We start from the raw sequence: 21,741 nt of genomic DNA, 5'->3' as shown, positions 1-21,741 counted from the left end.
ACGCACGCCGGAAGTGGACGTGTGTTTCTCGATCTGCTCCAGCACCCCGCGGAAAAGTTCGGGCGACCCGGGAGTCGCGAAACGGGGCGTCACCGACTCCACGAGGTCCATGGCCTGCTTCCGGAAAGCGTTGCGGCCGCCCTCGAGGTTGGCGGCGAGCACGGTGCCGAGGGAAATAGCGCCGCCGCTCTGGACGTAGGCGCTGGGCGGATACAGGTCGGCCTTCTTCCGCTTGGGGATTTTGTGCCCGGCGGCTTTGACGAGTCGGGCCAGTTTGGGATGCAGGTGTAAATCCTTGTCGTACAACAGGAATCGCACCACACCGGATTCCTCGACGGCGAGGCTGTTACCCCTGTGGGGTTCTCCCGCCACCTTGCCGGGTTCACCCAGCACCTTGCCGCCGAGGCGCTCCACCAGCCCGGTAAATTCCCGCACCGCACTCTTGGTGAGCTCCTTGGCCATACTGATGACGACAAGGTTGTTGCCACTGCCGGATTCACCCCGCACCTCACCGAGTTCACCCGGCATCTCGTCCAATTCACCAGGCGCCTCGCGTGGTCGCCCCAGGACCTTGCCGCCGAGGCGCTCCACCAGCGCGGCAAATTCCCTCGCCGCACTCTTGGTGAGGTCCTTCGCCACACTGATGACGAAATGCTGGGTGCCGCTCTCGACGGTGACGACACGAACCACGTCCGCGGTGAATTCATAGGCTGGGGTTCCCGAGTTCGTGGTGACCCGATTGCTGCCGATCGTCTCGGCGGAACTGGAGTGTTGTGACCTGGAATAGGTGTGCTGGAAGGTCTCGCCCGGGATGAAGCTGAGGTCGGCCTTGTTGCCCAGGCGGTGGGTCAGGCTGATGCCGAGCAGATCGCTGTGCGCGGTGGCATTGCTCTGGGCCGCGCTGTTGTTGGAGGGGGACCAGTTCTCGGAGTTTATATTCACTGTTACCGGCAGCACCCGCACTTTCCGGAAATAGGAATCGAAGCGGATGTTGTAATCGGTGCCGGCGATGACGCCGGCGGTGCCGATACCCTGGATGTCGTCGGATTGCCGGGAAGTCTGCACCAGCGAAGCCAGCATGGCGTGCGACGACAAGGCAGTGTGAATGACTTGATAGGACAGCGACTCCGGGGTCGTCACAGGCTCCCCGAAGGAATGTTCCCACAACCATTTGCCGCCGGCCGTGAACTTGTCCAGCCCCCACTCGACCCAGCCGATCTCGGGTTGCGGGCCTGGCGCGGGGTCGGCGGGCGCATCGTGCAGCACACCGGATGGATCCGTCACGACGATAGTGGGGGCGTCGGAGGCCCCCGTATCGGTTCGGCGCGGGGCGATCGGCCGGGCCAACTCCGCTGCCTCCTGTTCCTGTTCCTGCTCCTCAGGGTCGGCGGGGAATTCGCCGGGAATCGTCCGCGGAGCAGATGTGAAGTCGAATTCGGTATCGATGTGTGCGCTGTGCAGCACACCGGATGGATCCGTCACGACGAGGGTGGGTGGATCCGGCATCGGCGTATCCGACGGCTGTGGCTCGGTCTGCTGCGGCGGCGCTGCCGGGGGTGTGTTCCAGCGCGGCAGCACGGGTTCCTCGTCGGGAAATGCGCCGGGAATCGTACCGTCGGCGTCCAGGCGAGAATCCTCGGTCTCCTGGTGGGAACCCTCGGCCTCGGCGCGGGAACCTTCCGCCGCTGCCCGAGAACCCTCGCCGTCCGGGCGAGACCCCTCGGTGCCGGTATGGGGATTCGTGAGGTCGGACGCGGTTCCGTCGATGAGCGCGAGGGTGGCCCGGCGTACTCTCGTGCTGGTTCCGCCGTCGACGACGATGGCCTGCTCGGGAATTACCCATTCCGGGTTCTCGAGCTGCTCGAGGTCCTCGGGCGTGACTTCGCGAATGGTGGCCAGCGGCGGCGCGGACGAGTCGGCGGGCTTCTCGGCCAGCGTGCGATAGGTGGGGAGATTCAGCCGAGCGTAACCGGCGGTGCTCTGCGGGCCTAGATCGTCGCCGTGATCATAGGTGATCTTCATCCAATATTTGACGGGGACGGAGAAGGTCTGCGTCCCTTCGTCGGCGGAGCTGATGATCATATTGGTCCCGCCGGTCTCGAAACCGAATGATTTATCCGCCGCTCGATGGTACGAATGAACGTAGCTCGGGGTAACACCCGCGATCAGTTCACTGCCCGGCACGTCGAACGGGTTGTTGAACGCGACATTGCCGCCGCCGCTCGGATTGACCCACACCGAAGTCCTGCCGGATTGCGTACCACCGGACAGGACGATGCCCGCCACATTCTGGTTCTGGCCCTTGGGATGCGTCCAATCGTGCCTGGAGCCCTGGTGCGGATCGTCCTCCGAATCGCAGTGCCGTTTCGCGACGAGCTGGACCGAAATCTTCTCCGTACCGAACCGGTTGGGCTTTTCGAACCAGGTGATAGAACCTCCTTCGATCTTCCCCGTCGTCTCGTCTACTTCGCCATCGATCATCTCCTGTAGCGCCGAACTCAGGTCGAACTGTGAACGCATCCGCTCGAATGCGCCGATATTGTTGTCGCGCGCATCCGCGAGTTCCTGCTTACGGTCGATCATGTCCAGCACGCCCGGGTCATCGTGCTTGCTGGAGAAGAAGCCGTGGTCGGACAGGAACTTCTCGGCCACATCGAAGAGCGGGTCGGTGCCGATGACCCCGGTCGGGGTGGTGTCGAGGCCGAGTTGCCGCAGATGCAGGACGTTCGTGGGCAGGTACCGAACCTGTTCCGGTTTCGGTTTGTAGCCGAGGGCCTTCTTCGACGGACCCAGCACATTGGCCAGATAGAAATTCTCCTCGTTGGCCAGCGGTGTCCCCTCTTCCGGCCCGAATCTTTCGCCGTCGCGGATCAGGATGATACGGAGTTTCATGCGGGGTGTGGTGTGCAGCAGGTCGTCATGTAGACGCAGCGAGCGGCCCGTGTGGGATTTTCTGCCGTAGCCCAGGGACTGCGTGGTCCGATGAGATGCTCCGCCACGGCCGGTGATCTGGCCGCCTTGGCGCGGATACCCGGTGTCCTCGAAGGCATCGCCGGCGCCGAAGGTGGCGCTGAACGCTGGGTGAAAACCGAGTTCATCGGTGATCCTGGACCTCCCGTGCACCCCCAATTCCCGCTTCGTATAGGTTTCCAGGCCGAATTTTTCGTGTATGGGACCGGTGAGCTCCTCACCGCCCTCGAAGTCGGCCTGGATCAGGAAGAAGCCCAGCGATTCTTTCGACTCGGTTTTCCAGGACGGGGAAATCCACGCACCGCCGTACCGCATCAGCGGTATGTTGCCGATAATATTTTCTTCCTTGAAGAAATCCACAAACTTGCGGGCGGAACGTTTGGAGATGCCGGCGAGAAGGGTCCGGTAGCCGGCTACGGCATCGAGGAGAATTTGGTCGTGGTTCGGAATGCTCAGCGGCGCGAATTGGGGGTGCTCTTGCAAGGAGGGAACCTCGTCGTCCTCATCGGGATGGAACGATGGAGGGATGGTGGCGCGATTCTTCGGGTCGACCCGCGGCGTTTCGGTGCTGTCGGCCAGGAATTTCGGGACCATGACCGGAAGCCGTTCGGACACGTCCTCCTCGAGAGCGTGCCAGACCTTGTCCGCCGGATCCACGGACGGTAGTCCATCCGGGCTCTCGTTGTCGCTGATCTCCCACCGCATTCCGTAATGGAACAGCACCGACGGACCCTTGCTGGACTTTTTGTAGGACGCTTCGAGCGCTGTAAACGCTGCGATATTCGAGGACGACTGACCGTATATGGTCGAACCCTGCGGTGTGAAATCCAGACTACGCAGCCCACTTTCGTTCATCGACCACTTATTTCCATAGGAGCCCGCGATGGACCGCAGGTTGTGCTCGCTGGCATGATTGCTGATCTGGGCCAAACCGCGCGAATAGCGGAAATAGGCTGCGGCCGGGACACTTTGTGGTTCGCCGTGGTCGCCCACGGGCGCGAGTTGCTCCACCACCGGCTGGGCATCGTGCAGACTCCGGCGTAGCGAAATCGGGTAGTCGCGGCCTTTATAAGTAAAGCTCAGCGGCAGGCCCGACGCGGTGAACAGACGCGAATTCTCGGCGCTGACGAACCGGGAGGTCAGCACCTGCTCGATCTCAGCTCGGAGCTTCGCCTCCGGACTATCGGAGCCCGCTTTGCCCATGACATATCGGTAGACCTGCTCGACCAGCCGCTGCGCCGTCACTTCCGGAATCGGCCCCACATCGACGAACTCATTGAGGCCGTCGTGCCTCGAACCAAGTTCCCGGACAATGTGATTCAGCTCCGGCACGGGCGGTGTGATCACTATGTCGGGGATGTCGGTGTGTGGCTCGGCACCGGCGCGCGGCGGTTGGGTGGATTGGTGGGTGGTGAGTGGTGCGGGGGCACCAGGTGCGGCCGACGGCGCTGTTGCCTTCGGCGTTTTTATTTGCGCTGCCGGGTGGTCGGCTCCGTAAAGGAGGTGCGCGCCGGGCCCGCTCATCCCGAGGACCGCGAATTTGGGGATATGTACGAGATCGACCGTGAGGACGCCGCGGCGCAGGCGCGGGTCGGCGGGGCGCTCGTCACCGTAGTCGGGGCGGTATTCGACGCCGGGGGCCAGGTCGGGGACGTAATCGTTCTTGTCGTGCGGGTTCTCCAGGACAAGCCGCACGGGCTTGCCGGTTGCCTCGTCGTATTCGACGCCGAGAACGGTGTAGTTGTGCAGGCCCTTCAGACCGGGCACGGTGGAGCCGGACCGGCCCCGTTCGTGGTGCCTGAACGGGTTGGTAGCCAGGGTGACCAGAGTGTGGCGGTCTATGGCCAATGCGATCCGATGGGCGATGGACTCGCCGACGACGCGGTAGATCTCCGGCAATGACCGGCTCGCATCGGGTCCGCTGGTGACCCGCCGGTAATAGTCTAGGATAGCTTGTTTTTCGCGATGCCATTTCTGTGGGAATTCTTCGTCCAGATACTGCCGGATGGCCTCGAATTCGTCGGAGAAGGACCTCTTCGAGCCCTGCTCGAATTCGGCCTCTTTATCCTGCTTCCAGCGATAGAAGTACTCGTAGCCGTCGGCGACGTCGACGGCGAATTCCGGATCGGGTTGCCAGCCCGCCGGAATATCGGTGGACCCCTGCTCGCGCAGGGTACCGACCACCGTGTCGTGGAGCGTGTCTGCGTCGAGTTGCAACGGATGCAGGAAGTTCGCATCGCCGACCGCGCGGGTAGGTTGCTGAATTCCATGGGTGCCCCGCTGGGAAAAGCCCTTATCGATGCGCTTGCCGATCAATGCGATAACGCTGGCGTTGTCGTTTTCCAGGTCCGTGTGCTGTTCCACGAAGTTGTGGTATCCATCACCATTGGTGAACCGGGCGGCGTAGGCCTTCTCGATAATCGAGACCCACAGCGCCAGCCCGGGTTCGTGACGGGCGAAGTATCCCTCCTTGGTGCCCGGTGTGATGTAGATGCTGTTTTCTACGCGTACCCATTCGGGCTTGCCGTCGACGGTGAAAAGGACGCTGCTGGTGCCGTCCTCGTGGTCGTGCATGTACTCGTCGATGATGCTCGGATCGTCGGCGACTCGTGCCTTGAGGTAGGAAAGCAGGATGCAGTCGCCCGCCGCGCCCTGACCGACATCCTCGGGCTTGGCCCCGCCCGGTTCGATCAGGGGGTCTTTGTGCCGGGGTTCGGGTTTCGGCGTCTTGGCGAAGACCGAATCGGGCACCGTGACGGTGACCCGCTCCGGGCGGCCCGGATGCTTGAGGATCCAGGTGGAGTCCCGGTCCACACGCGGCGCGGCCACGATGGTCTCCCCGGCCACGACGAACACCGCCGGGCGGTCGTCGTCATCGACGCCGAGAAACCGCGTCTGGCTTTCGTTGACATGCATACTCAGTTGGCCATGGCGGTGTAGCCCGGTGGGGGGAACGTAACTCAGGCCGGTGGCCTCGGCGAGGGCGACGGGAATTCGCTGGTTGTTCTCGCGGAACTGGTAATAGGCGATGCCCTGCCGATCGCGGACCACCCGCGCGCGCACGGTGAACGAGTCATCGATGGGGCGCAGGACGTTCTCACGCAGCGTATGTATCGTGCCGTCACGGTCGACGAGCTTCAGGGTCTTGATGTCGCGGTCTTGGTTGAAACCCACCGGGACGCCCGGTGCCGGGAGCAGCCGCTGCCTGTCCGCGGGTGAGAGTCGTTCCAGGCGTTCGTGCTCCTGCAGCGGCCGCGGACGTTCGTGTCCGGCCTCGTCGAGACGGCGGCGTGGCGAATTGACCGCGTACCCGGCGGTGGATCCGAAGGCTTCGTCCAGATCGTGCCCGAAGAAGGTCTCGCGGCCCACAGGTTCGAACGCGAGTGCGGGAGGTTCGGGTGCGGCGTGCGGGCCTGGTGCGCCGGAGCCGATGCGTTGCCGTTCGCGGGGTGTGGCCGCCGGGATGTGGTGTTCCGCCGGGGGTGCGACCAGGTGGCCACTCTCGTCGAGATAGATGACCTCGCTGCTGGATATGTCTCGGTGCCGCCGCGGGGGGTAGGGGTGTTCCTCGTCGAGCTCGGGGTCCCCGACGGTGAGCCCGTCGGGGCGCTCGTGGCTGTCGCGGGCCTTGCTGTTGTTGCTGATGAGGTAGGCACGTGCGCCGAAGCCGTGGTTGTCGGCGGTGGTGTAGTTGTCGACGACGATGGCGTGGGCCGCGGGGCCGGGCCCGCGGAGGGTGGCGGCGATGGCGTCGTGGTCGGGCACGGTGTGCAGGCGCGCGCCGGGGATACCGCGTTCGAGTTGTTCGTGGGTGATGCTTTCGGACCCGGCGGGGAGGTGGTCGATTCGGATGCCGGAACTACCGGTGGCGGTGCGAGCCAGGTTCAGGACGCTGGGGCGCGAGTTGTTGGCGAGATATGCTGTGCCACTGTCGATTACATGACTGCCCTGAGGTGTGGGCGGTGGTGGTGTCTGCACGACGCCGCCGGCATGGAGGTGCGAGCCGTCGGAAGGTGGTTCATCCGCACGGTCGTGCGGCGCGCCGATTCGGATGTCGCGGGGGAGTTCCGGGGCCGGTTCGCCGCGTGGGCGCGGCCGGCGGATCGCGGTGCTGCCGGTCAGGTCGAGGCTGCTGCCGTCGACCGCCTCGAGGGCCGGTCGTCCGGGCAGCGGTGTGGCCTGCGGGGGCAGGTCGACCGCCGCGTCCTGCGCATGCGGGATGTTCTCCCGGTCGTGGACCGTCACCTGGCCCGAATCAACCTGTCGGGTAATGGATTTCGCAATGGATTCCGCTGCGAAGACGTGGATCTGCCGCGCTGCGGGATGGGTGACGATGAAGTCGGACAGTGCCGTGCTCGCGTGCTGGGATGCCGGCCCGGAGCTGAGCCACGGCCTGCGGGTCCCGGTAGCGGAGTCGTTGTCGATCCAGATCACGGTCGCGTGATCATGGTGTGCGCCTGTGGCTTGCGCGTGATCTCGGGCTCCAGAGGCTACTGCGCCGGCAGATGATCCGAGAGCTACCTTGGCATGGATGTGCCAGTGCACCGTTGCCGCGGTGTCGATCGGCCCCACACCGATGACGATGCGTCCGCGCCGGCCCGCGGCGTCCTGGTCGAAGCCGAGCAGGTACACGCCCGGTCGCTCGATACCGGCCTGCCGGGCAGTCGTTTCGGCTTCCAGTTCGGCGGTGTACAGGTTGGTGAGTGTGGCCTCGAGATTGTGCAGTTGCCGGCGCTGATTCGCAGGCAACAACTCGAAGGTGCCGGCGAGGGTTCGGATGCGGTGGATTTCGAGCTGAAGGTATCTGGTGTTGAGGGTGTGCCGCACCGGGGCGGGCATGGCGTCGCCATTGCGCAGACCGGGATAGTCGACGAGCATGCCGTGCTGGTAATCGGGCGCGATATCGTCGAAATGCAGGTCGTTCCACCAGGATTTGCCGGTGTAGACCCACCAGTTGCCGGCGTTGTGGACCGATGGCCGGGTGCCATCGATTCCGGGCGGTAGTTGCGGTGGGATGAGCCGGTCGCCGGGGCCTCTGGGGGCCGGGTGCGCGAAGAGTTCGTCCCCGAGGTCGGGCTGGATCATGTTCTGCTCGAGCCCGTTTCGCCAGCGAGTCAGCTGGTTTTGCCGGTTGCGCAAAGACTCGCGTCGCACCTGCAATTGCGGCGCGTCGGCGTTCCCCGTGCGGGTCAGTGCCGCGTCCTCGGCGTCGAGCATGATCTGGCGTCGTTCGACCTCGGCGCGTTGGCGGTCGAATTCGCCGAAGCGGTCGCGGGGCAGACCGTCGAAGGTGTTCCTGGTGAAGTTCGCGGCAGGCCGGAGCCCTTGCCGCCGGAGAGTATCCAAGACGTAGTCGTTGACCTGGACGTTTTCGAGAGCGTACTGGTTGGTTCCGGTGGGGCGTCGGTAGTGACCGGAGTGCTCGTTCATGACGGTGAGTTCGCCGTTGCGCACCGCAATTTCACCGGCGCCGCAGACAGTGCCCCCGCGCCGGAACGACGAGTGATGGATGAGGCCGATGTCCTTCATGCCCGCGTAGAGATTACCGAATTCGTCCATCACGAAGATCGCATGACCCTCGCCCTTCGGTCCTTCGTCGGTGGGAATCTTGGTGGTGTCGAAGAGTCGGCCGTCGACAGCCCGGAACAACCGGCCGCCGGGGCCCACGAACAGGCGATGCGCCTCGAGCTCAGCGGGACTCATGTACCGGACCGGGGTGTGGTATTCCACTCTGGGCAGTTCGTCGAGCGTCCGGGCGTTCGCGATGGGCCCGATCTCGGAACTGCTTGCGATCGGCCTGCGTTCGGCGTGGTTCTTCTTCCGGATGGCCGCGCCGTCCAAATGCGGGATGTGCCGCGAGGCGATCATCCGGGTCGACGCCTTCGGGATCTCGCCCGAAGGCACCACCGGACCGTGCTCGGAGCTCAGCGACACCGGGGCGAGGCCGGCTCCCCGCTCGGCGTATAGATGGCCGTCTTCGGTGACGCCGATCGCATAATGGCTGGGCCTGTCATTCTCTTCCGTGTAGAGCACATACACGCGTGGGTCGCCCTGTGCCGGGCTGTACTCGTATTCGTTGCCGGTCTCGTTCACGACAGTGATGTTGATTCTGTAGGCCCGTGCGGCGAGGCCGAGGAGCTTGTGCTTGGCAAATATGAACGGCGCTGCCAGCGCATCCCTGGGGTTCGCCAGCATCGCTCTCTGCTGGGCTATCCCCTCATCGAAATACTGCCGATTCCTCAGTGCGGCCTGCCATTGTTCCTCGGCGACCTGCCCCTGCTGCCACTTTTGTCTTACCGCACCGAGCCGCTCGTCCTCCTCCCGAATGATGCGGTTCAGATATTCCTCTATCCGGTCGTGTACGCCCTCGGGGCTCCGTACATTCATGATCCGCGCCATGACGGCGGAGGCCGGGTCGCTCGGGTGCTCCACCGAAATCCAGCTCAGGGTGGAGAGAATCCCCGGACCACCGTCGATGCTCGACGAGGCATCGTCACTGGATTCGTCTCCGTCGCTGGTGCCGTCGTCGGCACTGCGCGAAGGCGCGTGCGAGCCGCGCTCGGAGCTGTTGTCGTCACTGTCCTCGTCGTGGGAGCCGGGGTCCCGGGGGCGCCCGGCCGTGATCGTGACCGGGATGGGCGGGAATAGTTTCGCCTCCATCTCGGGCGTGAGCTTTTTCAGGAATTCCTTGTGCTCTTCGAGCGTGGGTGGTTCGAGATTCGTGCGGTCGAATGAGGTTCGCTCGGGATGCGTGGTGCTGGGCCATTCGGCGCCGAGGGCATCGACAGGCAGCTCGGCTTCGAGAGCACGGAGCAGGTGGTCGCCGAAGTAGGTGTCGCCGTCTTCGGGTTCGAAGGCCGGTGTGGGTTGTGCAGCGGCGACGGCCATGTGGTCTGCCGGTGTGTCCTCGTGGTCGGGGCCGAGCCCGACGTACACTTCGGCGGCGGAACCCGCCGCTGGACGTGGACGCGCATCCGAATAATCCAGATCACCCGGCTCGGGCTTGCGAGCCAGCAAGCCCCATCGGCGAGCCACGGGCACCAAATTCAGGTAATTTCGATCCTTACCCTCGAGTTTGAATTTATCGTAGACCGACCGAGCGCGGGAATCGATTGTCGTCTTCGAGCTACCGATAGCTCCGGCTACGACCTCTTGATATTTCCTCCCCCTCCCCGGATTGTATCGCGCCAGCGCAGAAAGATAGTCGATCTCACCCTGCGTAAACGACTCCGCACGATCGGACTTCGGATTTCGCCCGAAATACACAAAATCGATATCGCCGGGCAACGGATCCGGTCGCAACCATCCTCGCTCCCGTCCCATTGACACCGCAATGGGACCAGCCTCATGGACACCCTTCAGACTCAATTTGTCCAGTACACTCCACCAGATATTATTGAACTGCTGTCTTTTGATTTCGAGGTCCTTGATGATCGTCGCCTGAGTTTTGCCCTGCGCAACCGAATCGAGAACCTGTATCTCCTCAGGTGTGGGCTGATCGGCGTCAGGAAGATCTCGTCCGACAGCTGCCACCTCCACCGCTCCCACACCACGCAAACGCTCCTTCAACCCCGCTACGGACAAGACCTCCGACGACCCCACAACCTCGAACCGGCCCCCGTCTCGCAACACCGCCGTCACCGCACGCTCTCCGCCCTCCGACGCCTCACGCCACCGCACCCGCGTCTCCACGCCGAAACCACCATCACCCAGCACATGCACAAACCGGCCCGCCTCCCACACCCGAGCAACCCCAGCAGCCGCCCCCGGCTGCACCACATGCACGACACTCCCGGCACTCAGCTCCGGCCACCCCTTGCCCAAACCCTCCCGGAACTCCTCCACACCCACCACTACCTGGCCTGCGACCGCATCGACATCCCCCGTACCAACGAGCCGCACCGACCGAGCCCCCTGCAACTCCTCCACCGTTCCCACGTACCCCACCCCGCCCGCACTGTCGGTGAACTCCAACTTCGTCCCGACCGGGAAAACAACCTGCGAAAACTTGTCCTTGAACGCCCCCCAAACAAACAAATCAACCCGATCCTCCCGGCTCACATCCGAAAGGATCTCGGCCACAACAGCAGACGGAATCAATCCTGTGGTCCCGCCCTCGCCGCGGTGGTCGGGGCCGAGGCCGAAGGTCTTTTGGGCGTCGGAGGCGGAAAGCGGCTTGGCATGAGGCGGCGACGGAAGGAGCCGACCAGTACCCGTATACCTGGTCGCAAACAACGGATTCGTAGCAGCCAACTCATACCGATCCACCGGCGGGAAATCCTGCACTTCCTCGGAATTAGGATCCTTGTACTTCATAACACCCACCTCATTGACAAACACATCCAACGCATGCCCGCCAATCCGATACTTCCCCACCGGACTGGCATAAACCTGCACCAACAGCGCACTCGCCCCAATCCCATCCGCAAGCAACTGCGCCCCGAACGCGGCATAACTGTCATACGGATCCAACGGCCCACCCGTATAAACCGGAGCCTCACTCAGCGTGACCCCCCGCAGCGAAGTCGTATCCGGAGGATCCGATATCACATCCCCACCGACCCGGCCCTTGATACTGCCAAGAGCAAGCCAGAAACACTGATTCGGCAACACAGCAAGCCCGACACCACCCGGCCGCCACACAACAGGCGCCAACCCACCCGCAAACTCACCGATACCGGTGGAAGGTTGGTGTGAACTGCTGCCGTCGGTCGCTGTCGAGGCTGGCTGTTCGGGCAGTGGCGTTACCAGTGCGGCGAAGAAAAGCTTGTCGAATTCGCCCTGCCTGACCAGTTTGTGGGCATCGGCTATCAGCCACTCAGCCGCTGTAACCTGTTCCGTCGTCGCGGCCGCACCTCCGGCTCCCGTATTTGCGCCGGGAAGAGGTTCGTGGGCCGCACGGCGACTCTCGATACGTCGGAACAGCTTCGACCTACCGTCGGATACCGTTAGCTGGGAAGCGGCAGGGCCGCGTTGAGTAGCAAGAGATCCGTTGACCCGAAGCTTCTCGTAGATATCCTTTGATTGGGTAATGCCGGCCGCAACGGCCTGGAGAACCCTGTTTTCCACGGACCACGGCACTTCGACTGCGCCGGCAAGTCCTGTGATGACGGTCCGCACGAGCAGGTCCCGATCGGCGGCGATAGCCGAGAGCGCCGCAGCCCGCTCGACTGGTTTGAATTCGGTGATCCCGAACTTTCGGTGGATCTCCCGCAGTGCGTCATTTACCCTGGACCTGGTGTTGCCGGTGTTTTTGCCCGCTTTTACGCGATGGTCGCTGATGTCGCCAGAGGTACCGAAGCCCGCGGCACGATACTGGATAATCTCATTTTGCAGGGGCTCCGTCGTGTTCATGGGGTGAACGGTGAGCGGCGCGAGGCGTGGCAGGCCGTTGCTGGTGTCGTGGTCGAGCTGGTTGCGCCGGAGAGCTGCGTCGGCGATTTCGGTGCGATGGACGAAGGGATTGAAATTGGAGATGGGTTGGGAGATGAGGTTGAGGCCGTAAGCCGCGGTGACGAGGAGAGTTTCGAGTTTCCGGTAATTGAAGTGCTCGAATTTCTCGCCGGTGAAACCCTCCGGCGCGAGGGCATTATCGAGATATTCGACGATTCGCTGGTTTTGATGACCTGCGATGACGTGCTCGAGGACGATTTTCTGTTCGGACGTGAGAAGGGTACCGGCGATTGCTGCGGTGTGGGGCGCACCGGCAAGGGTAGTTGCGCTGTGGTGGGTGTGGTCGGTGGGGTGTTGCCCGAGGTAGTGGACCGGGGTACCGGGGGCGGGGTTGACGATGCGGGTGTGCTGGGTGCCGTCGGCGTCGGTGAAGTGGATGTTGAGGTTGAGGCTGTCGGCCGCGACCGCGAGACGGAATGGCAGGCCGGGATGCGCGGCGGAGCGGTTGTCGGTGGTGCGACCGTTGCGTAGTGCCGCGATTTCGTTGTCGAGTGCGGCGGCGCGGTCGGTCGTGAAGTGGTCGCGGAATCCTGTCCCGCGGGTGCGCTGTTCGATGTCGTCGGTGGTGACGGCGTAGATGTAGTTGCCACGGTAGGTGTGGAGGTGATCGGCGAGGCGATCGCGGAGTTGCTGGGGGTCGTCGAGGCCGAGTGAGCGGGCCAGGGCGGCGATCGGGTCGTCGTGGCCGTCGCTCCACCGGGTGAGAGGGGGTTCGCCGACGGTGACCTGGAGGGCTTGGAGGGCGCCCAGGTGGGTGAGGAATTCGGCCGGGGTGAGAACTTCCCGTTCCGTGCCGGTATCGAGTTCGATTTTGCCGTTGCCGAGGACGGTGGCGATGGTGGTGTCGGGCAGGTGGATTCGGGTGCCGGTGAACAGGGTGTTGTGGTCGAGATGGTGCGTGAGGTCGGCCAGGGTCGTGGCACCGGGGGTGCCTGCCGGGGGGCGGTGCACGGTGGCTCCGGTGATCGTGTGGTTGAAACCGGGGTCGGCGTTGTGGAAGTGGGTACCGAGGAAGGTGCCAATAGCGGTGCCCTGGAGGGTGGGTCCGTTGAATGGGATGTTCGGGTTGCCGTAGCTGCGGTAGTGGGGCATGACCCGGTCGGGGCCCGTGACGATGAGCTGAAGTAGTCCGTGGGTGTCGCGGAGTTCGATGCGGGTACCGGGCTCGTAGCCCGCCAGTCCGTTACCCGCCTGCCCGATGAGCCCTGCGAGAAATTCGCCCGGGTCGTGGAAGACCTGAATGCGATCGTCCGCCGAAGCGTTCGGAACCTCGATGGGGCCGAGGCCGATGCGTACCTCGTCGAGGTGGGCATCGCGTGTCGGGTCCGGCGGTGCGGGCACGTCTTGTAGGTCGTCCCGTCGAGCACCGACGCTCTGGGCCGGCGACTTCGAACCGTCCAGATGCCCGGCCGAATAGGAGTCGGCGGCGTCGAAGATCTTGTCCAGGGCCGGACCGAAGTAAGTCTCACCGACCGGCGGCTCGAACACCGAGGAGGTGCGACCGGACGCACCGGATCGATTGGGCAGCAATGAATCTGACGAACCGTCGAACGACGACGCGTTCGGACGCGAACCCCGGGGGGTGTTCGAGGAGCTGCCATCATGGCGAGTGCCAGCCATCTCCGGCGCCGGAGGTGGTGGCGCCTCGGCGGGCGGCTGCGGACGAGTCGGATCACCGTGGCTATCCGCGTCATCGTGACTATCGGCGTCGCTGTGACTATCAGCATCACTGTGACTATCGGCGTCGTTGTGGATGTCGGCGGAGTCGTCGGTACCGTCGGGCTGTGGTGTGGTGGTCTGCTGCTGGGCCTCCTCGACATCATCGGCGTGCAGTTGCGGGTTCTGTTGCAGAGGCTGTGGTTCGACGGGCTCGGTAGTGGCACTGTTCGATGGCGCCGGGGGGATGACGATGACCGTCTGGACGTGCCTGTTCTGAACGAGTTCCACCAGGTCGTTGCGAGTACGGGTGTATTCCGATATGTCGCCTCTGCCGTTGACGTCGTGAACCAGGACGTTGCCGTCACCTGTGAGCTCGACCCTCGTGGTTTGAGTTTCCTCCTCGACCGTCGTGGCCGGGGTTTCGTCGGTGAACAGTAGCCGGGTTCCGGTGAGAGCTCTGTCGCTGGACAGCCAGTCCGGGAGCTGGCTGGTCTTGAGTCGGGTGAATTCTGGTGTCGGGGAGTAGATCTCGGACGAGTCGTCGCGCTCGGAGCTGGATGAGTTGTGCTCTGGATCATGGTCGGACTGGCCGGATTTCGAGTCGTGCGGGGTATTGGAGTGCGGGATCTGGGGGTTGTTCGAGGCCGGTTCGGGGTTGTGGGCTTGCTGTTGCTCCGAGGGCGTCGGGGTGTTGTTTGTTGGCGTCGGGGCGTTATTCGTCGGCGCCGGGGCGGGTTCTTGATCCGAGTGGTGCTGGCCGTCGGTGTGCTCTGGTGTTGGGTGGAGCGGCTGTTCGATGGTCGTGTTCGCCGGGGGCGGGGTTTGGGCTGGGGGAGGCACGGTCAGGGGTGTGCCGCGGCTGAGTGTGCGAGCGAACTGGGCGCGGGCTGCGGCGGCCTGCTGCAGTCGTGGAGTCAGCTCGCGGATCTTGTCTTTTGCTGACTCGAGCCGTGCTGCGGCGTCGGCTACCTTAGCCGCGGCGGTGTCGGCGGTGATGGGCGCGTCTGTGGCGGGCTCCTGGCCGTGCTTGGCGGTGTCCCCGGTGGTGGGCGTGTCTGTGGCGGGCTCGTGGTCGTGTTCGGTGGTGAGCCGGTCGTGTTCGGCGACGGCCTCGGTGTAGTCCTTGGCGGCCTTGGTGTAGTGGAAGACCGCGATCGGCGTCTCTGGATCATGCGAATCGGTATACAGCTCGTCTGTGGTTGCGGTGTGAAAGCTCGCGCTACCGTTTTTGCTGTTGCGGCCCGCGCGGGCTTGGCGTTGTTCGTCTTCGTCGGGGACGTTGGCCTCGCGGCCCAGTATCGCCGCGTGTAGCCCGCCGATATCGTTGACCTCATCACTGATCGAGATGTCGGCGCCGCGACCGAGCAGCCCGGTAGCGACCGTGATCATGCCCTTCCCGCCGGCTACCTCCTGGACGTGCTGCAAATGTATTTCTGCCAGCGCGTTGGCATCTCCCTGGGTCAGCAGCTCGCCATGTTCGGCGGGTTTGAACCAGTCGGTGTTCTCGGGTCCCTTGACCCAGTCGGAGTTTTCATGCTTGAGGAACCATTTGGCGTTGATACGCTGGTGCGGTATTCCCTGGGCGGTGAGCATGTCACTGAGCTTGGCGACCTGGTCGTTGTAGGGGGCGATCGCCACCACGGGCCTCCCGGCCTCGTGCAATTCGAGGACTTTGTCCAGGGCGTCGGCGAACCGCTCGTCATCGGTGGGCGAGACCCGGTCGGGTTCCACGTGCAGCCGCGATTTCTGGTGGTCCTCGATTTCCATGAGGCCACGCACCGGGAAGTTCGCTTTGATGTCGGCGAGCGCGCCGTTGAGGGTGCCCGACATTCCCGAAACCTGTTTGTAGTTCTCGGCGTTGTAGGTTTTTTCACCGGTGATGCTCTTGGTCTGCTCGGGATCGGTTTCCGCATCTATCTCGGCTATATGGTGTTTGGCCTGCAATGCCTGATGCAAGCCCTCCTGATATTTGCTTTCGGTCGAGAGTTTCGCATCGCGCATCGGCTTGCCATCGATATCGAGCAGGACGATCTTCTTCTTACCCGCCGCGTCGATGTGGACCTCGTAATTCCGCTCGTCGACCTTGGTGTATTCGGCCTCGACCGTGCGGGTGAAGTCCGTGGCCTCCTGGGTGCTGAATTTCTTGCCCCACAGACCTTCAGCCTTGGCGCGCACCGCGTCGGTCACCGTTACCCGGCCGCCGACCTGGCCGGGCCTGCGACCGAAGTCCTGCTCGGTCAACCCGCCGCGTTCCAGCTGCTTTTCCAGGAATGCCCGCATCCCGTGGTACTCGGCCGCTCGCTGCGGGCTCGCCTTCTTGTCGCCGTCCTCGGAGAGGTAGTGCGTGGTCTGTCGGTGGACCAGGACCGCGTCGGCCTCGTCCAGGATGACCGTGTCACCCGGCGGCGGATTGCCTTTGAGGCGGCCGGTCTTGTTCTCGGCATCGGTCAGCAGCAGGATTGTCGGTTTATCCGATTCGGTGAAATTCTTGTCCTCCGGGTTCCACCGGACGGCCCTGAACCCCAGCAGATCCGCCGTGGGCTTGAAGTATCGTTTGAAGTCCTTGTTGGCGAGCGTCTCGGTCGTGGTGACCACCTGGGTGGTCCCGACCCGGGATGACTTCCACAGCGCATGCCCCAGCGACACCAGCGTTTTGCCTTGGGCGGTGCTCATCTTCATCAGCCAGCCGTCGCGGGCGGCCAGCAACCCCCACACCTGATTGAACCGCATCTCCATGCCGGTCCCTCGGTGGATCGCTTCGAGGGTGGCCCGCATGGCCTGCACCTCGTTGCCATCTCGCATCATGCTCGACAGCGTTTCCGGATCGAGCTCCTTCATCTCCCTCTGCGTCGCCAGGTAATACTGCCGGACCAGCCGCGCTGCGTGCTTGTACTGCTCCACGTCCTCAGCGGTGGCGTCATGGGGTGGGGCTTGACGTATCTCGTCGAGCGCCGACAACGCATCCTCGGCCGTTTCCTTGAGCGTGTCCAGGTGTTCGGATACCGCATGGTCGTACGCGGTTTGGGCGGCCGCCACATGGTCGTTGCGGGTGGTTTCGTCGGTGGTGTGGGTGCTCGCCGGGTGGTCGTTGCGGGTGGTTTCGTCGGTGGCGTGAACACTCGCCGCGCGGTCGTTGCGGGTGGTTTCGTCCGTGGCGTGAACACTCGCCGCGCGGTCCTGCCGGGTGGCCTCCTCCAGTGCCTGTTTGGCCTCGGCGACCCGCTGTTTGGATTCGATGATCCGGTTGTTCCGTTTAAAGCGCTCCTGGGCTGCGTGGTGTTCCGCATCGGTGCCCCGCTGTCGCGTCTGTTCGGGGGCTTCCTCGTTTTTAGTGCCGCCGGTCCGAGTTGCGGTGTCCCCGGTGTTTGTGTGTTCGGTTTGGGTGGTCGGGTCTTTGGTGTTTGTGTGCTCGGTTTGGGTGGTCGCGTCCCTGGTGGTGGGGTTCGCCGAGGTGTCCGGGGGGTTGTCGCGTTCGTCGGATCGCGTTGTCTGCGAGGTGGTTTGGTGGGATTCGTCATCCCGTGAATTGGTGGATTCCTCGTTGGAGACCGGTGTGTGTTCGTCGGAGACTGGTGTGCGCTCGTTGGAGACCGGTGTGTGTTCGTCGGAGACTGGCGTGTGTTCGTCGGAGACTGGTGTGTGTTCGTCGGGGACTGGTTTGCCGTTGTAGTCCAGGTGCCGGAAGTCATCGGCGCGTTCGACGCCCGCCAGGCGGGTGTTCAGGACGTCCGTCAGGCGGGTGCGGTCGGGTATGTAGGGGCCGGAGTAGTCGGTGACGGTTTTGAGGACGCCGCGGTGGACCTCGACGGTGCCGGCCGCGTGGAGGCCGAGTTTGTCGAACGCTTGGTGAGTGCGGACCCAGCCGAGGTCGGGGGCGATGTAGTCGTTGCCGTTGCGGTCCGAGAGGAGCAGGTGCGCGCGGGTGCGGGTGGGCCACCGGGTGGCGGGGCTGTCGGGGGTGTGGACGAGTTTGCCGGTGCGCGCGGAGTAGAGCTTGCCGTCGTGGGGCACGACACGGAACTGTTCGGCGAGTTTTGGTGTGAGGTACCAGGGTTCGGGGAATCCGGTGTCGTGTTTCGTGCCGGTGTGGCCCTCGTCGGTGCTGTCGGTTCGGTTGTTGCCGGTGTCGTCGTGGGTGGCATCGGTCCGAGGAGTGTCGGTGTCAGTGTGATCTGTGTTGCTGGCGTCGGTGCGATTGCCGGTGCGGTTGTCGGTGTCGGTGTGGTTGCCGTCGTGCTCGGTGGTGTTGGTGTGGTTGCCGTCGTGCTCGGTGGCCTCGGTGTGGTTGCCGTCGTTGCCGGTGTTTTTGGCCGTGGCGCGGGGGTTGCCACGCAGGGTGAGGGGGGCTTCGTTGTGGACGAGGGTCTCGTTGCGGGCGGGGACGAGGTCCTCGGTGCCGTGGAAGTGGATGTTTCGGTCGGTGGGGTCGCGGGTGAGGAGTTCGGCGATCATGCGGAACAGGTGTCCGATCCCCGGGATTCGGAGCAACAGTTCCTTGGCGACCGAGCCGGGGCCGCGATGGATGGAGCCCCCGCTGTAGGTGGTACGCCCGCCGCCGGTCTTCTTGGTGACCGGTGCGGTGGAATCCGGTGCAGGCGTGCTCTTTTCGGGCGGGTCTTTTCGAGCGGGTGTGTTCGGTTCTGTGGCAGGGTGTTGCGGGTCGCGGGTCTCGGCGGGGTGTTCGGTGCGCGGGGTCGTGGTCGGGACGGTTTTGACATGGCTGATCCCGTGGGCCGCGAGCAGTGCGGTCAGATCGGCGGCCTCGGGCTCGGACCTGCCGAACGATGCCACGGGTTTGTTGTTGTGGTCCAGGACGCGCACGCCGTCGTCGTCGACGTGGGCGATGAGTTTCATGTTGTCGTGGTCGCCGAGCAATGCGGTACCGCGGAACGTGGGCAGATCGTCCGCGAACTCCTGGGAGGTCCGCTCCTGCAGCGGTGTGCCGTCGTCGGCGTGCGGTACCCGCGGGTCCGTCCACTTCAGCCCGGTATTCTCGCCCGCCGGTGAGTGCTCGGACTGCGATGATTCCTCGCCGCCGGTGTGCGGCTGGGCCAAGTCGGTGTGATCCGCCGACTGGCCGATGCGGATCTCGGTGATGCCGCGTTCCTCGATCAGCCTGTCGATACCGCGCTCGCCCAGCTCGACAGGTTTCTCGCTGCCGATACGCCGCACGGTGAGGTTGCCCGAACGGATCTCCGCGGTGAACTCGGCGTGGCTGCGGTCACCGAGCAACGCGACACCGTCGTTGTTTTCGGGGTTTTCGCGCCACAGCTTGAACTCGTAGGGGGGCAGCGACTGCGACCGACGCCCATTGGCCGTGACACGATCCCAGGAAACCTTCTGATCGTCGGACCGCGCGGATCCCGAGAACTTGGACGAGCCCTGATTGTCGGTGCCCGCACGTGGCCCCTTGCCGGTTTCCTCGATGTGGTTGTTTCCCGTCGAGGGCTTGTCCGCGGCTTGCCTCGTCGTCGGCGGCTCGTCCGTGGCTTGCTTGTTCGACCGCAGGGTTTGATCGTTCTGTTCCGGGGCCGCAGTGCGTTTCGTGAGAGAGCTTTGGTCGGGTTGTTCCTCCGACACCGACCGCCGGTTGGCGGGGCCGGGGTCCTGGCTGCGGGCGCTGATCGGCGGCCCGGACTGCCGGTCATCCAGCGCACCGGTGCGGCTCGCGCCCGCGGCGCGCGGCGGTGGGGGACTCGTATCGTTCGGGTCCACACCAGCCCGTTGCGCGGTCTTCGGGAGGTTGGTCTCGGAGGTGATCGGCGGGGAGTCCCCGGTTTTCAGCGAGGACGAGCCACTCCCCACCGAGGGTTCCCGGATCGACGGGTCCTGTGGCACAGGCGAACTCTGCCGTGGTGACACGTTGCTCGAGCCCGCTACCGACGAGGTGGCATTGTCACCCTCACCCGCCTGCGTCCGCGCCTGCCCGCCGGTCTGGACCGTGCTGTTGTCGGCTGGTGGGGTGTTGTTTTCGTTGTGGTTGCCGTTGTTGCTGTTGTTGTCGGCTGGCGGGGTGGTGATTTCGTTGTGGTTGTCCGCGGCGACGTTGCTGCCGTTGTCGCTGGACAGGTTGGCGATCGTGCTGTGGTTGTCCTCGGCGTCGTTGCGGTTGTTGCCCTCACCGGGGATGTTGTTGGTGCGGTTGCCGTTGCCGTTGCCGTTGTTGCTGCTGTTGTCGGCTGCCGGGTTGTTTTCGTTGTGGTTGCCGTTGTCGCTGCCGTTGTCGCTGGCCAGGCTGCTGACCTCGCTGTGGTTGCCCGCGGCGACGTGGTTGCCGTTGTCGCTGGACAGGCTGCTGATCGTGCTGTGGTTGTCCTCGGCGTCGTTGCGGTTGTTGCCCGCACCGGGGATGTTGTTGGCGCCGTTGCCGTTGCGGTTGCCGTTGGTTTCGTTACTGTTCGTGCTGTTGCCAGCGGCGGCTTGGTTACTGTCGTTGCCGGAGATGCGCTTGGTGTCGCCGGGATTGCCTTTGTCGCTGCCGGTTTCGGTGTTGCTTGTGCCCTCGCTGACGGCTCTGCTGCCGTTGCGGTTGTCGTTGTTGTTGCCGGTCGCGTCGTGATCGACACTGCTGGCACGCGTGCTCGGGTTGCCACCGAAACTGTCAAAACCGCTACTGGTATTGCTGCTGCTACCGCTCCGGCTATCACTATCGCTGTGACTGCCCGTCGGCACACCGCCGCGGCCCGGCAACACAGAACTCCCCTCCGGCACCGGCTTGATCGTGACCGGATCGATCTGTGGTACATGCACCCCCGCACCCCCACCACCCGAGGTCATCCGATACCCCCGCACGCCCCCCGACATCGCCCCAGCCACACCACCCAACAACCCCGCGGGATTCAACTCGAACTGCCCGTTATTGAACGGCATCGCGGCCACCGAACCACCCAAAATGCCGCCTATACCACCACCCAAACCCCGCACCACATTCGACGTGATCGCGGCCCCCCGACCCCCCAACGCACCCTCGATCTTGTTCCCCAACGTCTTATCCAACAACTTGCCCAACCCCGAAGCCATCGCATGACCCGCCGCACCCCCACCCGCACCCACCGCCACCGACTGCCCGAACTCACTCCAATCGAACCCATGCCGATGATGCTGCGCGATCTGAATCACCTGAATCAACGCATCGGTCACCCCCTGAATCAACGCACCTACCGCCGCGGCCTTGATCACCTCCATCACTACCTGCCGCACAATCGCGAGCGCCGCCTCGGTCGCCGCGATCTCCGCGGCCTCCACCACCGGGGCTGCGGGACCCGCCATCCACGCGGTGGCCAGGTCATACGCCAACCACGCCAACCCCACCAAAATCTGAATCTTGAACGCCTGGATCTGGTCTCCGACCTTCTCGGCGGAATCCGCCAGCTGGCTCATCGAGGCCGCTACCGCCTGCAACGACTGCTTGCCAGACGGATCAATCAACGACCCCAACGTCGCCACCAACGAATCCCGCCCCGGCCCCGACACATACGCCTTCTCGATCGCCGCCACGATCGACTCGACCTCATCCACGATCTGACCCGACACCGTCGAGGACGCATCCGACCAGAACGTCGACAGCGAGAACATCCCGTTCTCACTACCCTTGGGCCACGGCGCACCCGCCAAATACGACAAGGGCTGCAACGGCCCCGGAAGATCAATATCACCCAC

General features: G+C 64.1%; 1 protein-coding gene (cut by a window edge). It reads right to left on the bottom strand.

Features of this window, described 5'->3' with window-relative positions; translation table 11 throughout:
* Window positions 1-21,741, bottom strand: the start of a protein-coding gene (locus KO481_RS28070) for an IQM protein middle domain-containing protein (protein ID WP_215921473.1). The gene continues 31,818 nt to the left of window position 1, outside the view; the window shows 21,741 of its 53,559 coding nt (coding positions 1-21,741); the start codon lies at window positions 21,739-21,741; the stop codon falls past the left edge of the window.

It is taken from the genome of Nocardia albiluteola (assembly GCF_018860155.1).
GTDB lineage: Bacteria > Actinomycetota > Actinomycetes > Mycobacteriales > Mycobacteriaceae > Nocardia > Nocardia albiluteola.
Note: the sequence above shows the minus strand (reverse complement) of the source record. Positions and strands in the feature narration are given on the sequence as shown.